The 14,716-nt window shown below is 70.5% G+C and carries 9 protein-coding genes; all 9 read right to left on the reverse strand.

Annotated elements, in window-relative coordinates:
• Window positions 1-203: 203 nt before the first annotated feature.
• The 9 genes from whiA to PIJ49_RS02900 all read right to left on the reverse strand — a co-directional run bounded on the left by whiA (window position 204) and on the right by PIJ49_RS02900 (window position 14,659).
• Complete coding sequence (gene whiA / locus PIJ49_RS02860) at window positions 204-1,184, reverse strand: DNA-binding protein WhiA (protein WP_209682494.1); 981 nt, start codon at window positions 1,182-1,184, stop codon at window positions 204-206.
• A 76-nt stretch (window positions 1,185-1,260) separates the two neighbouring features.
• Entirely contained in the window at window positions 1,261-2,172 is a 912-nt protein-coding gene (gene rapZ / locus PIJ49_RS02865) for an RNase adapter RapZ (protein ID WP_066654437.1), read from the reverse strand.
• 108 nt (window positions 2,173-2,280) lie between these two features.
• Entirely contained in the window at window positions 2,281-4,389 is a 2,109-nt protein-coding gene (uvrC, locus tag PIJ49_RS02870; protein ID WP_271825709.1) for an excinuclease ABC subunit UvrC, read from the reverse strand.
• Complete coding sequence (gene uvrA, locus PIJ49_RS02875; RefSeq protein WP_271825711.1) at window positions 4,390-7,425, reverse strand: excinuclease ABC subunit UvrA; 3,036 nt, start codon at window positions 7,423-7,425, stop codon at window positions 4,390-4,392.
• Between the two features lie 49 nt (window positions 7,426-7,474).
• Window positions 7,475-8,398, reverse strand: coding sequence for an SDR family NAD(P)-dependent oxidoreductase (locus tag PIJ49_RS02880; protein WP_271825714.1), 924 nt, complete (start codon window positions 8,396-8,398; stop codon window positions 7,475-7,477).
• Window positions 8,388-10,460 (reverse strand): excinuclease ABC subunit UvrB, encoded by a 2,073-nt coding sequence (gene uvrB / locus PIJ49_RS02885; protein ID WP_066658265.1) that lies wholly within the window; start codon window positions 10,458-10,460, stop codon window positions 8,388-8,390. The genes PIJ49_RS02880 and uvrB overlap by 11 nt, the downstream gene beginning before the upstream one ends.
• 96 nt (window positions 10,461-10,556) lie before the next feature.
• A complete protein-coding gene (gene coaE / locus PIJ49_RS02890) occupies window positions 10,557-11,159 on the reverse strand; it encodes a dephospho-CoA kinase (protein ID WP_271825716.1) in 603 nt (200 codons plus the stop codon).
• Between the two features lie 89 nt (window positions 11,160-11,248).
• On the reverse strand, window positions 11,249-12,730 hold the full coding sequence (gene rpsA / locus PIJ49_RS02895; protein ID WP_271825719.1) for a 30S ribosomal protein S1: 1,482 nt from the start codon (window positions 12,728-12,730) through the stop codon (window positions 11,249-11,251).
• Between the two features lie 249 nt (window positions 12,731-12,979).
• Window positions 12,980-14,659 (reverse strand): DUF885 domain-containing protein, encoded by a 1,680-nt coding sequence (locus tag PIJ49_RS02900; RefSeq protein WP_271825720.1) that lies wholly within the window; start codon window positions 14,657-14,659, stop codon window positions 12,980-12,982.
• Between the last annotated feature and the right edge of the window lie 57 nt (window positions 14,660-14,716).

The raw sequence follows: 14,716 nt of genomic DNA on the forward strand, positions 1-14,716 counted from the left end.
GCGGCCCTGCGGACCCACGTGTGGTGGACGATACGCCCCGTAACGTCGCCGTAACGACCCTAGCAGTCGGACACTGCGCGCCCGCGCCGGATGACGGTCCGTCCGGACGGTCCCGCCGACGGTGGTGGACGCTCCCCCGGACGGACAGGAGGCGCGGTGCCAGCCGGCACCGCGCCTCCCGTCCGTCGTGGGGCCGGTCGGGGCTACGCCCCCTCGAGCTCCTCCGGCACGCTGGCCTCGGTCCCCGGCACGCCGGTGTCGACGGCCTTCTTGTCGGCCATCGCGAGCAGGCGGCGGATGCGGCCGGCGATCGCGTCCTTGGTCATCGGCGGCTCGGCGTGCTGACCGAGCTCGTCGAGCGAGGCGTCACGGTGCTGCAGCCGGAGCGACCCGGCGTACTTGAGGTGGTCCGGGACGTCGTCACCGAGGATCTCGAGCGCGCGCTCGACGCGGGCGCACGCGGCGACGGCGGCCTGCGCCGAGCGGCGGAGGTTGGCGTCGTCGAAGTTCACCAGACGGTTGGCTGTGGCGCGGACCTCGCGGCGCTGGCGCATCTCCTCCCACTCGGCGGTGGTGCGGGCGGCGCCCATGACGGTGAGCATCTGGCCGATCGCCTCGCCGTCGCGGATGACGACGCGGTGGACGCCGCGGACCTCGCGGCCCTTCGCGGCGATCCCGAGGCGCGAGGCGGCACCGACCAGTGCCATCGCCGCCTCGTTGCCCGGGCAGGTGACCTCGAGCGCGGCGGCGCGACCGGGGTCGGTCAGCGTGCCGGAGGCGAGGAACGCACCGCGCCAGATGGCGGCGAGGTCCTCGCGGTTGCCGGTCGTCAGACGGTTGGGCAGGCCACGCACCGGGCGACGGCGCGCGTCCATGAGCCCGGTCTGGCGGGCGAGCGTCTCCCCCGCCTCGAGCACGCGGACCAGGTAGCGGGTGCCGCGGCGGGAGGACGCGGACGACCCCACCGACGCCTCGCTCCGCACGCCGTACAGCTCCGCCAGGTCCTTGCGCACGCGGTGGACGATGATCCGGGTGTCGAGCTCGACCTCGACCGCGATCCTGCCCGAGATGACGTGCAGGCCGCCCGCGAACCGCAGGATGGTCGCGAGTTCGGCGGCGCGGACCGTGTTGCGGTTCACGACGACCCTGGCCAGTTCGTCCTTGACCTCGGCAGTCAACGGCACAGCATCATTCCTAACGTTTTCTCTGGTGGGGTCCGCGGGTCCGGCGCACGTGGGTGTGGAGCGGCCGGAGGAACGGTCACTCCCGGCCGAGATCTCGGTTCTTCACACGCACGGCGACGTCGGACATCCCGCGGAGGAGGTTCGCCAACTCGGCGACGACGGCGACCGAGCGGTGCTTGCCGCCGGTACAGCCGATGGCGATCGTAGCGTGTCTTTTGTTCTCGCGTTGGTATCCCGCCAGCACGGGCTCGAGCACGGCAGCGTACCGCTCGACGAACGAGCGGGCGCCCGGCTGCGACAGGACGTACTCCGAGACGGGGGCGTCGAGGCCGGTGTGCGGGCGGAGTTCCGGCACCCAGTAGGGGTTCGGGATGAACCGCACGTCCGCGACCATGTCGGCGTCGGCGGGCAGCCCGTACTTGAACCCGAAGCTCATGAGCGTGACCTGGACCCCGACGAAGTGGTCGTCGGCGAAGCGCTCCGTGACGGCGTTGGCGAGCTGGTGGATGTTCAGGTCCGAGGTGTCGATGACGACGTCGGAGGCCTCGCGCAGCCCGGACAGCCGCGAACGCTCGAGGCCGATGCCGTCGAGCAGCGTCCCGTCGCCCTGCAACGGGTGCGGCCGGCGGACCTGCTCGAAGCGGCGCACGAGCACGGCGTCCGTCGCCTCGAGGAAGAGCACCCGGACCCGGGCGGAGGTGCTGGCACGGACCTGCTCGACCGCCTGCTCCGGGTCGGTGAAGAACCGTCCGCCGCGGACGTCGACGACGGTCGCGATCTTCGGGATCTTCTCCCCGGCACGGTCCGCGAGCTCGGTGAGCGGGCCGAGCATCTGCGTCGGGAGGTTGTCGACCACGTACCAGCCGAGGTCCTCGAGCGCCTTGCCGACCGTGGAACGGCCGGCGCCGGACATGCCGGTGACGATGAGGATGTCGTGCTGCTGCGACGCGGACGTCGGGGTTGTTCGGTCGTCGCTCGTGTCGCTCATGTGTGGGAGGGCTCCGTCGTGGCGGCCCGGGCCACGGCCCGGGGAGGTCTCGGCTTCGGGTCTCGGCTGCGCGTCCAGGCTACCGTCCCGCGCTCGGAGCGGGGCCGGTCACCGTGGACGCGACGGGCCGTCGGCGGAGACGTCCGGGACGCGGACGGGGTCGACCGGCCGGGAGGCGCGGCTCGGCTCCTCCGCGGCGGCTGCGGGCGCGTCCGGGTCCGTCGTCCGCTCCGGACCGGGGGTGCTGGCTGCGCGCCCGGCAGGGTCGGCGTCGCTCGCCTCCGGCACGCTTCCTCCGGGCGGGCTCCCCTCCGGCGCGCTGCGGGGCGTCTGCGCGAGCTTCGTGACGACCGCCGCCGCGGTGGCCGGCCCGACGCCGTTCACCTCGGCGATCTGCTCCGCCGTCGCCTCACGCAGGCGCGCGACCGACCCGAAGTGCTTCAGCAGGGCGTTCACCCGGGTCGGGCCGAGCCCGGGGATCTCCGACAGCTGCGACCGGACGTCGCGCTTCCGGCGGGTCCGCTGGTGCGTGATCGCGAACCGGTGCGCCTCGTCACGGATCCGCTGGATCAGGAAGAGCGCCTCGGAGTTGCGCGGCATGATCACCGGGAAGTCGTCGTCGGGCAACCACAGTTCCTCGAGGCGCTTCGCGATGCCCACCAGGGCGATGTCGTGCACGCCGGCCTCGTCCATCGCCCGCTTGGCCGCCTGGACCTGGGGCTGGCCGCCGTCGACGATGAGCAGCTGCGGACGGTACGCGAACCGCTTCGTCGGCTTCGTGCCCTCGACGACGTCCTCGCTCGTGGCGTCCGGGACGTCCGGCACCGCGGCGTCCTCGTCGAGGCGCGCCAGCCGTCGCGACAGCACCTGGTACATGCTGTCGGTGTCGTCGGTCGTCTCGGCGATCGTGTAACGGCGGTACTGGTCCTTGCGCGGGAGCCCGTCCTCGAACACCACCATCGACGCCACCACGTTCGTACCCTGCAGGTGGGAGATGTCGTAGCACTCCATCCGCAGGGGGGCCTCGGTCATGCCCAGGGCGTCCTGGATGTCGGCGAGGGCAGCCGACCGCGTCGTGTAGTCGGCGCTGCGCTTCGTCTTGTAGAGCATGAGCGCCTGCGCGGCGTTCTGGGCGGCCGTGCGCGCGAGGCCCGCCCGGTCGCCCCGCTGGGCCGTGCTGAGCTTCGTGCCGCGCCCGCCGCGTCGCTCGCTGAGCCACTGCTGCAGGGCCTCGGCGTCCTCGGGGAGTTCCGGCACGACGACCTCGCGCGGGACGTCGTCGCTCGTCGCGTACTGGCCCTGGACGATCTGTTCGACCAGGTCACCGGTGCTGATGTCGAGCTCCTTGTCGACCACCCACCCCCGGACACCGCGGATGCGCCCGCCGCGCACGGAGAACAGCTGCACGGCGGCGGCGAGCTCGTCCTCGGCCACACCGAACAGGTCGAGGTCGACCGAGTCCCGGAGGACCACCGCCGACTTCTCGAGCACCGCTTCGAGGGCACCGACCTGGTCGCGGTAGCGCGCCGCCTGCTCGTAGTCCATGGCGTCGGCGGCCGCGGCCATGCGCTGCCGCAGGGTCGTGATCACCCTGCGGTCGTAGCTGCCCATGAACCGGACGAACTCCTCGACGATCGCCCGGTGCTCGGCGATCGTGACCTTCTGCGAGCAGGGTCCACCGCACTTGCCGATCTGGCCCGGGAAGCACGGCTTGCCCGTCTGCATCGCCTTCTTGTAGGACGAGTCCGAGCAGGTGCGGATCGGGAACACCTTGATCATCAGGTCGATGGTGTCGTGCACCGCCCAGATCTTCGGGTAGGGCCCGAAGTACTTCGCGCCCTTGATCTTCCGGTTCCGCGTCACCATCACCCGCGGCGACTCCTCGCCCAGGGTGATCGCCATGTACGGGTACGACTTGTCGTCCCGGAACTTGACGTTGAACGGCGGGTCGAACTCCTTGATCCACGTGTACTCGAGCTGCAGTGCCTCGATCTCGGAGCCGACGGTGGTCCACTCGACGCTCCGGGCCGTGAGCACCATGCGTCGGGTGCGCTCGTGGAGGGTCGGCAGCGGTGCGAAGTAGTTGCTCAGGCGGGCGCGGAGGTTCTTCGCCTTGCCGACGTAGAGCACCCGACCGGCCTCGTCACGCCACCGGTAGACGCCTGGGTCGGTCGGGATCTCCCCCGCCTTCGGCCGCCAGGAGACGGTGTCCGCCACCTACCGAGCACCCGCCTTCTGCTTGCTCTGCTGCCCGCCCTGGTGCTTCTGGGTGGCCTGACGCGCACCGACCGCCTGCTCCTTGCCGACACGGGCGTCCTGCGCATCGAAGATCTCGCGCAGGAAGACACCGGTGTGGCTCTCGGGGACGTCGGCCACGTGTTCCGGGGTGCCGACGGCCAGGACCGTACCGCCACCGGCACCGCCCTCCGGTCCCATGTCGACCAGCCAGTCGGCGGACTTGATCACGTCGAGGTTGTGCTCGATCGTGATCACGGTGTTGCCCTTGTCGACCAGGCTCTGCAGCACGAGCAGCAGCTTCCGGACGTCCTCGAAGTGCAGACCGGTCGTCGGCTCGTCGAGCACGTAGACCGTACGGCCGTTCGAGCGGCGCTGGAGTTCCGTCGCGAGCTTGACGCGCTGGGCCTCGCCACCGGAGAGGGTCGTCGCGCTCTGCCCGAGGCGCACGTAGCCCAGGCCCACGTCGACGAGAGTCGCCATGTAGCGGTGGATCGCCGAGATCGGCTCGAAGAACTCGGCCGCCTCGCTGATCGGCATGTCGAGGACCTCGGAGATGTCCTTGCCCTTGTAGTGCACCTGCAGCGTCTCGCGGTTGTACCGCGCACCGCCGCAGACCTCGCACGCCACGTAGACGTCGGGCAGGAAGTTCATCTCGATCTTGATCGTGCCGTCACCCGAGCAGTTCTCGCAGCGGCCGCCCTTGACGTTGAAGCTGAAGCGACCGGGCTGGTAGCCGCGCGCCTTCGCCTCGGGCGTCTCGGCGAAGAGCTGCCGGATGCGGTCGAACACGCCGGTGTAGGTCGCCGGGTTGGACCGCGGGGTGCGGCCGATCGGCGCCTGGTCGACGTGCACGACCTTGTCGAGCTGGTCGAGGCCCTTCACGCGGGTGTGCTTGCCGGCGATGTGCCGCGCGCCGTTGAGCTGGTTCGCGAGCACCTTGTACAGGATGTCGTTGACCAGGGTCGACTTGCCGGAGCCGCTGACGCCGGTCACCGCGGTGAAGACACCGAGCGGGAAGTCGACGTCGACCTGCTTGAGGTTGTTCGCCCGGGCGCCCTGCACGCTGATGACGCGCTTCGGGTTGATCTTCCGTCGCTCGGCGGGCACCTCGATCGCGCGCCGACCTGCCAGGTAGTCACCGGTCACCGACTCGCGGTTCGCGATGATGCCCTCGTAGGAGCCGGAGTGCACGACCTTGCCGCCGTTCACGCCCGCGCCCGGTCCGATGTCGACGACCCAGTCCGCCGTGCGGATGGTGTCCTCGTCGTGCTCGACGACGATGAGGGTGTTGCCGAGGTCCTTGAGCTTGACGAGCGTGTCGATGAGCCGACGGTTGTCGCGCTGGTGCAGGCCGATGCTCGGCTCGTCGAGCACGTAGAGCACGCCCGTCAGGCCCGATCCGATCTGCGTCGCGAGCCGGATGCGCTGCGCCTCGCCGCCGGAGAGCCCGCCGGCTCCGCGTGCGAGGGTCAGGTAGTTCAGGCCGACCTCGAGCAGGAACTCGAGCCGCGCGCGGATCTCGCGGAGGACGGCGGCCGCGATGTGCGCCTCACGCTCGGTGAGCGTCAGCTCCTCCATGAAGCCGTACGCCTGGTCGAGCGACATGTCGGTCACGTCGGCGATGCTGCGACCCTCGACCGTCACGGCGAGGACCTCGGGCTTCAGGCGCGTGCCGTCGCAGACCGGGCAGGGGACCTCGCGCAGGTAGCCCTGGAAGCGCTGCCGCTGCGAGTCCGACTCGGCCTCGGCGAACTTGCGCTCGATGTAGGGCATGACGCCCTCGAACCCGCTCGTGTACCGCATCTCGCGGCCGAAACGGTTCTTCCACGACACGGAGACCTGGAAGTCCTTGCCGGTCAGGATCGCGGCCTGCACCGACGGGTCGAGCTGGTTCCACGGGGTGTCGAGGCCGAACCCGAGGTCCTTGCCGAGACCCGCGAGGAGCTTCTCGAAGTACGAGTACAGCCCGCTCGTGCCCGTCCAGGGCAGCAGGACGCCGTCTCGCAGCGAGGCCTCGGGGTCGCCGAGCACCAGGTCGGGGTCGACCGACATGCGGGTACCGAGGCCCGAGCACTCGGGGCAGGCACCGAACGGTGCGTTGAACGAGAAGGTCCGCGGCTCGATCTCGGTGAGCGCGAGCGGGTGGTTGTTCGGGCAGGACAGGTTCTCGGAGTAGGTCCGGACCGCGCCGGGCCCCTCGTGGTCGACGAGGTCGATCGCCACGGTGCCGTTCGTCAACCGCAGGGCGGTCTCGAGCGAGTCGGTGAGGCGGCCGAGGATGTCGTCGCTCGCCACGAGACGGTCGACGATCACCGAGATGTCGTGCTTGACCTGCTTCTTGAGCTTGGGCGGGTCGCTCAGCTGGATGCGCTCACCGTCGACGATCGCACGGGCGTACCCCGAGGCCGCGAGCTCCTGGAAGAGGTCGACGAACTCGCCCTTCTTCTTGGAGACGACCGGCGCGAGGACCTGGAAGCGCGTGCCGGTCTCGAACTCCATGAGCTGGTCCGCGATCTGCTGCACGCTCTGCTTGCTGATCACCTCGCCGCAGACGGGGCAGTGCGGGACACCGATGCGCGCCCAGAGCAGACGCATGTAGTCGTAGACCTCGGTGATGGTGCCCACGGTCGACCGCGGGTTCCGGTTCGTCGACTTCTGGTCGATCGAGACCGCCGGCGACAGGCCCTCGATGAAGTCGACGTCGGGCCGGTCCACCTGGCCGAGGAACTGCCGGGCGTAGGCCGACAGCGACTCCACGTAGCGCCGTTGGCCCTCGGCGAAGATCGTGTCGAACGCGAGCGAGGACTTGCCCGACCCGGACAGCCCGGTGAACACGACGAGCGAGTCCCGAGGGATCTCGAGGTCGACGTCGCGGAGGTTGTGCACGCGAGCGCCCCGGACGCTGAGCGTCGAGGTGCTGTGCGGCGCCGTCCCGCCGGGGATGTGGAGGTCTGCAGGCTCGCCGAAGGCGTTCCGGCCCGGGGTCGCGGTTCCGCGGTCAGAGGTGATGGTCATCGCAGACGATTCTACGAAGCTGGACCGACATCCGTCCGGGCGTGGCGGTCTAGCCGAGTGCGTCGAGAGCGAACGCGACGCCGGTCGCCTGTTCGCTCGCCGTCCAGAGGCGCGCAGCGACGGTGCGGTCGTGGGCACGCGGGCGCGCCGGGACGAGGGCCGGACGACCGGCGAACTGGAGCGGGCCGGCCGGCCCCCAGTACTCCCCCGAGCGGACGTCCTCACCGACGGCGGCGTGCACGAGCGGCCGCGCCCCGGCGTCCTTGCCCTGCGCCACCCAGCCCGAGCCCGCCCGCATCCAGGCCGGTTCGGACCGCGTCGGTGCGACGTCCGGTCGGGGCGGGGCGGCGGCGTCGAGCGCCAGCCCGGGGTGCGCGACGACGCTGCGCACCCGCGAGCCGGCGTCACCCAACCGCTGCGCGAGCTCGAAGCCGAACAGCATCACCGCGAGCTTGCTCCTGGCGTACTGGCGGTGGCCCTCGTAGCGGCCGACCGCGAGCGGATCCGTCCGGTCGAGCGTCGTGAGGCGGTGCGCGATGGAGCCGAGGTGCACCACACGCCCGGCGTCCTGGTCGAGGGCCGGCAGCGCCAGCGCCGTCCAGGCGAAGTGTCCGAGGTGGTTCGTGCCGACCTGCAGTTCGAAGCCCTGCGCGGTGCGCTGCGGGCGAGCCGATCCGACCACGCCGGCGTTGTTGAGCAGGGCGTGCACGGGGCCGAGCTCCCGGAGCCGCACGGCCGCGGCACGCACGCTGTCGAGGTCGGCCAGGTCGAGGTGCAGGTGCAGGAGCGCTGCGTCGTCGACGTGCTTCCGGATGCTCCGCTCGGCAGCGGCGGCACGCTCGGGGTTCCGCGTGGCGAGCACGACCCGGTGGCCCTGTGCCGCGAGCTGCTCGGCTGCGTGGTAGCCCAGGCCGGCGCTGGCACCCGTGACGACGACCGTCCGCCGCGCGGTCCCGGAGGTGTCAGCGGACATGCCCGGCGGACTCCATCTGTCGCAGCGCCTTCTTCAGGTCCTGCACCTCGTCGCGGAGCCGTGCCGCCAGCTCGAACTTCAGCTCGGCCGCGGCCTGCAGCATCTGGTCGTTGAGGTCGGCGATCGTCGCCTCGAGCTGGGTCGCGCCCTCTCCCGCGATGCCCTCGCGACGCAGGTTCGGCGTGGGCGACCGGCGGCCGTCGGAACCCGGGCGACCCTCGAGCAGCGCCTTGGTGTCGTCGCTCTCGCGCTGCAGCACCTCGGTGATGTCGGCGATCTTCTTGCGGAGGGGCTGCGGGTCGATGCCGTGCTCGAGGTTGTAGGCGACCTGCTTCTCGCGGCGCCGATCGGTCTCGTCGATCGCCTGGCGCATGGAGTCGGTGATCTTGTCGGCGTACATGAGCACCTGGCCCGACACGTTGCGGGCGGCACGGCCGATCGTCTGGATGAGCGACGTCGACGACCGCAGGAACCCCTCCTTGTCGGCGTCGAGGATCGCCACGAGGGACACCTCGGGCAGGTCGAGGCCCTCGCGCAGCAGGTTGATGCCGACGAGCACGTCGTACACGCCCTGGCGCAGCTCCGTCAGCAGTTCGACACGCTTCAGGGTGTCGACGTCGGAGTGCAGGTACCGCACGCGGACGCCGGCGTTGCCGAGGAAGTCCGTGAGTTCCTCGGCCATCCGCTTGGTCAGGGTCGTGACGAGCACGCGCTCGTCACGCTCGACGCGCAGCTTGATCTCCTCGAGCAGGTCGTCGATCTGGCCGTCGCTCGGCTTCACGACGATCTCGGGGTCGACCAGACCCGTCGGACGGATGATCTGCTCGACGACGCTGTCGGTGACGCCGAGTTCGTACTTGCCCGGGGTCGCCGACAGGTAGACCTTCTGCCCGACGCGCTCGAGGAACTCCTCCCACGTCAACGGTCGGTTGTCGAGCGCGCTCGGCAGGCGGAACCCGTGCTCCACGAGCGTGCGCTTGCGGGAGGCGTCACCCTCGTACATCGCGCCGATCTGCGGCACGGTCACGTGCGACTCGTCGATCACGATGAGGAAGTCGTCCGGGAAGTAGTCGATGAGGCAGTGCGGCGCCTCGCCCGCATCGCGCCCGTCCATGTGGCGCGAGTAGTTCTCGATGCCGGAGCAGAAGCCGATCTGCTCCATCATCTCGATGTCGAAGGTCGTGCGCATGCGGAGCCGCTGGGCCTCGAGCAGCTTGCCCTGGCCCTCGAGCTCGGCGAGTCGGTCGGCCAGCTCGTCCTTGATCCGCTCGATCGCCCGGTGCATGACGTCGGTGTCGGCGACGTAGTGCGACGCCGGGAAGATCGAGACGCCGGGCAGGTCCGCGATGACGTTGCCGGTCAGCGGGTGCAGCGAGGTGAGCGCCTCGATCTCGTCACCGAACATCTCGATGCGGATCGCGTGCTCTTCGTACATCGGGATGATCTCGATGGTGTCGCCGCGGACGCGGAAGGTGCCGCGGGCGAAGTCGACGTCGTTGCGCTGGTACTGCATGCCGACGAACTTGCGCACGAGCTGGTCGCGGGAGATCGTCTGACCGACGTGGAGCGCGATCGACGCGTTCATGTACTGCTCGGGCGTGCCGAGGCCGTAGATGCAGGACACGGTCGACACCACCACGACGTCGCGCCGGCTGAGCAGCGAGTTCGTCGTCGAGTGCCGGAGCCGCTCGACCTCCGCGTTGACCGACGAGTCCTTCTCGATGAAGGTGTCCGTCTGCGGGACGTACGCCTCGGGCTGGTAGTAGTCGTAGTACGAGACGAAGTACTCGACCGCGTTGTTCGGCAGGAGCCCGCGGAACTCGTTCGCCAGCTGCGCGGCCAGGGTCTTGTTGTGCGCGAGCACGAGCGTCGGCCGCTGGACCTGCTCGATCAGCCAGGCGGTGGTCGCCGACTTGCCGGTACCGGTCGCGCCGAGCAGCACGACGTCGGTCTCACCCGCGTTGATCCGACCGGCGAGCTCGGCGATCGCCGCCGGCTGGTCACCGCTCGGCGAGTACTCGCTGATCACCTCGAAGGGACGGATCGCCCGGGTGGGCTGGATCGACACTGCCATGGGGACAACGGTAGTCGCGCCCCCTGACACCCGACGGCCCTGATCGCCCACAGCTGAGCGGGTACCAGGGCCTGCGGGGCCCGTTCAGGACGCGATGCGCTCCCACACCGCGTCGGCGGACCGCAGGGTGTCCTCGAGCGATCCGGTCGCGTCGACGACGTGGTCGGCGAGGGCGAGCCGCTCGGCGTCCGACGCCTGGGCCGCCACACGTCGCTCGGCCTCGTCACGCGGCATGCCCCGGTGCTCGACGAGTCGTCCGACCCGCTGCGCCGCAGGGGCGTCCACGACGACGACCGCGTCGAACCGGATCGGCCGACTCCCCCGGGCCTCGGCGAGGAGCGGGACGTCGTAGACGACGACGGCTTCCGGATCAGCGGCCTCGGCAGCGTCGAACGCTCCCCGTGCGAGCCGCCACACCTCCGGGTGGGTGATCCCCTCGAGGTCCTTCCGCGCCGAGGCGTCGGAGAAGACGATGCTGCCCAGGGCGGCCCGGTCGAGCGCGCCGTCGGGGGCGAGCACGCCCGTCCCGAACCGTTCCACGACACGGGCGAGCCCGGGGCTGCCCGGAGCGACCGCCTGCCGCGCGAGCCGGTCGGCGTCGACGACGACCGCGCCGTGCTCCGCCCAGCGACGGGAGACGGTGGACTTGCCCGCGGCGATGCCGCCTGTCAGACCGATGATGCGCACCGGTCCAGGCTACCGAGGACGTCGTGGAACGCCGGAAGCCCGGCACCCCGTCAGGGGTACCGGGCTTCCGGGACGTGCGACCCGCTCGATCAGTTGTTCGAGCTGAGCTTCTCGCGGAGCGCCGCGAGCGAGGCGTCGTCGGCCAGGGTGCCCTGACCGTTCGACTCGCTCGAGAAGGTCGACGAGGACGAGGACGAGGACGAGCTCGAGGCCGAGGCGGGGAGGTCGAAGCCACCCTTCTCCTCGTCCGCGATGGTCTTCGCGACCTGCGCCTTGTGGGCCTCCCAGCGCGACTGGGCGGCCGCGTACTGGCCCTCCCACTCGGTGCGCTGGGTGTCGTAGCCCTCGAGCCACTCGTTGGTCTCCGGGTCGAAGCCCTCGGGGTACTTGTAGTTGCCCTGGTCGTCGTACTCGGTCGGCATGCCGTAGAGCGCCGGGTCGAACTCGGTGCCCTCCGGGTCCACGCCCTCGTTCGCCTGCTTGAGGCTGAGCGAGATGCGACGACGGTCGAGGTCGATGTCGATGATCTTGACGAAGACCTCGTCACCGACGGAGACGACCTGCTCGGCGAGCTCGACGTGCTTGTTCGAGAGCTCCGAGATGTGGACGAGACCCTCGATGCCGTCGGCGACGCGGACGAAGGCACCGAACGGCACGAGCTTCGTGACCTTGCCCGGTGCGATCTGACCGATCGCGTGGGTGCGGGCGAAGACCTGCCACGGGTCCTCCTGCGTGGCCTTGAGCGAGAGCGACACGCGCTCGCGGTCCAGGTCCACCTCGAGGATCTCGACGGTGACTTCCTGACCGACCTCGACGACCTCGCTGGCGTGCTCGATGTGCTTCCAGGAGAGCTCGGAGACGTGGACGAGACCGTCGACGCCGCCCAGGTCGACGAACGCACCGAAGTTGACGATCGACGACACGATGCCCTTGCGGACCTGGCCCTTGTGGAGGTTGTTGAGGAAGGTGGTGCGCGACTCGGACTGCGTCTGCTCGAGCAGGGCGCGGCGCGAGAGGACCACGTTGTTGCGGTTCTTGTCGAGCTCCAGGATCTTCGCCTCGAGCTCCTGGCCCAGGTACGGGGTCAGGTCGCGGACGCGACGCAGCTCGATGAGCGAGGCCGGGAGGAAGCCACGGAGGCCGATGTCGACGATGAGACCGCCCTTGACGACCTCGATGACCGTGCCGGTCACAACGCCGTCGGACTCCTTGATCTTCTCGACGTCGCCCCACGCACGCTCGTACTGCGCACGCTTCTTCGACAGGATGAGGCGGCCTTCCTTGTCCTCCTTCTGGAGGACCAGGGCCTCGACCTCGTCGCCGACCTCGACGACCTCGTTGGGGTCGACGTCGTGCTTGATCGAGAGCTCGCGCGAGGGGATGACACCCTCGGTCTTGTAGCCGACGTCGAGGAGGACCTCGTCGCGGTCGATCTTCACGACGGTTCCGGAGATCAGATCGCCGTCGTTGAAGAACTTGAGGGTCTTCTCGACCTCGGCCAGGAAGTCATCAGCCGAGCCGATGTCGTTGATGGCGACCTGCTTGGGAGCCTTGGTCGTGGTGGTTGTCATGTAGAGATTGCTCCGAACGGACATGAGTCGGGCCGTGACGGCGAGGGAGCGACCCCCTGGTCCGCACCGAACGTCGGTGCGAGCCGTCATGGCAGTGGTTGGTTGGCGCGGATTGCGCCGATTGAGTCTAGCCGCAGGGCCGCGGGCCCCACAACCGGGCGTGTCGCGTGTCGCGGGGTGACCGGAGGACGGACGGGAGGCACGCGGCGACCCCGCCACGCGCCTCCCGTCCGTCGACCCGTCACGCCGTCAGTCGAGCAGCGCGCTCCGGAGCGTGTCCAGGCCGACCCCGCCGAGTGCGAGCGCCCGGTGGTGGAAGGCCTTCAGGTCGAACGCGGCGCCCTCGCGTGCGGCGAGCTCGTCGCGGATCGACTCCCAGACGCGCTGCCCGACCTTGTAGGACGGCGCCTGCCCCGGCCACCCGAAGTACCGGGCGACCTCGAACTGCACGAACTCCGGCGCCATGTTGACGTTCCGGCCCATGAAGTCGAGCGCGTACTCCCACGTCCAGCCACCGCCGTCGGGGTTGGTCTTCTGCAGGTGCACACCGATGTCGAGCACCACGCGGGCCGCCCGCATCCGCTGGCCGTCGAGCATGCCGAGGCGGTCCCCGTCGTCGTCGAGGAACCCGAGCTGCTCCATGAGCCGCTCGGCGTAGAGGGCCCAGCCCTCGACGTGCCCGGACGGTCCGGCCAGCTGCCGACGCCACGTGTTGAGCTCCCCGCGGTTGTAGACCGCCTGGCTGATCTGCAGGTGGTGACCGGGCACGCCCTCGTGGTAGACCGTCGTCTTCTCACGCCACGTGCCGAACTCCGTGACGCCCTGCGGCACCGACCACCACATCCTGCCCGCACGCGAGAAGTCGTCGGAGGGGCCGGTGTAGTAGATCCCACCCTCCTGCGTCGGGGCGATCCGGCACTCCAGGCGCTTGATCGGGTCGGCGATGTCGAAGTACTCCCCGTCCATCGCGCGGATCGACGCGTCACTGGTCTCCTGCATCCACCGCTGCAGGGCGTCGGTGCCGTGCAGGATGCGGGCGGGGTCGGCGTCGAGGACCTCGATCGCGCGCGCCACCGAGGCGCCGGACTCGATGCGGTCCGCGATGCGCTCCTGCTCGTCGCGCATCCGGGCGAGCTCCTCGATGCCCCACTCGTACGTCTCGTCGAGGTCGACGACGGCACCCAGGAAGCGTCGGGAGTGCAGCTCGTAGTCCTCGCGACCGACCGCGTCGACCGGGGTCGCCAGGGGCAGCAGCTCGTGCTCGAGGAAGCCGCCGAACGACCGGTACGCGGCCGCCGCGACCTCGGCGCCGCGCACCAGCTCGCCGCGGAGCGACTCGGGCAGCGGTGCGCCGCCCTCGAGCGCGGCGCCGTCGACGAGCTGGCGGAAGAACCCGTCCTCGGCACCGTTGCGCGCGGCCTGCTCGGCGATGAGTGCGACCTGGCGCGCGGCGGGCGTGACCTGCTTGCGCGTGCCCTGCAGCAGGGTCTCGCGGTAGCCCTCCAGGGCGTCCGGCAGCGCGTGCAGGCGCCCCGCGACGTCCCGCCAGTCGTCGGTGGTCGCGGTCGGCATCAGGTCGAGGACGTCGCGGAACTCCTGCGCGGGGCTCGCGATCACGTTGAGGTCCCGCAGGTGCAGCTTCCGCTCGTGCGACTCCACGACCAGGTCGAGCTCCGCTCCGAGGTCGGTCTTCGTCACCCGGTCGACGTCGTCCGTCGACTCGGCGGCGTCGAGGGCCCGGCGCGCGGAACGTGCGGCGTCGGCGAGGGCGTCGGCGCCGGCGGGCGAGGTGTCGCCGTAGCCGTCGGTGCGCCCGGGGACCCCGATGTACGTGGCGACGGTCGGGTCGAGGTCGACGAGGGTGGACACCCAGTCCTCGGCGACGCGGTCGACGGCGGACGGCTGGCGGACGGGTCGGTCTTCGCTCATGCCCCGACCCTACCGAGCGGCCCGGCAGGCGGAGCTGCGGACGGCGGGACGGGGGCG

It is taken from the genome of Curtobacterium uvaldense (assembly GCF_028307415.1).
In the GTDB taxonomy this organism is placed as follows: Bacteria; Actinomycetota; Actinomycetes; order Actinomycetales; family Microbacteriaceae; genus Curtobacterium.

What these genes read in the sequence shown, in the direction of transcription:
- rapZ (WP_066654437.1), bottom strand. Translation starts at nt 2,172, where the DNA reads ATGAGCGACACGAGCGACGACCGAACAACCCCGACGTCCGCGTCGCAG.
- uvrA (WP_271825711.1), bottom strand. Translation starts at nt 7,425, where the DNA reads ATGACCATCACCTCTGACCGCGGAACCGCGACCCCGGGCCGGAACGCC.
- PIJ49_RS02880 (WP_271825714.1), bottom strand. Translation starts at nt 8,398, where the DNA reads ATGTCCGCTGACACCTCCGGGACCGCGCGGCGGACGGTCGTCGTCACG.
- rpsA (WP_271825719.1), bottom strand. Translation starts at nt 12,730, where the DNA reads ATGACAACCACCACGACCAAGGCTCCCAAGCAGGTCGCCATCAACGAC.
- PIJ49_RS02900 (WP_271825720.1), bottom strand. Translation starts at nt 14,659, where the DNA reads ATGAGCGAAGACCGACCCGTCCGCCAGCCGTCCGCCGTCGACCGCGTC.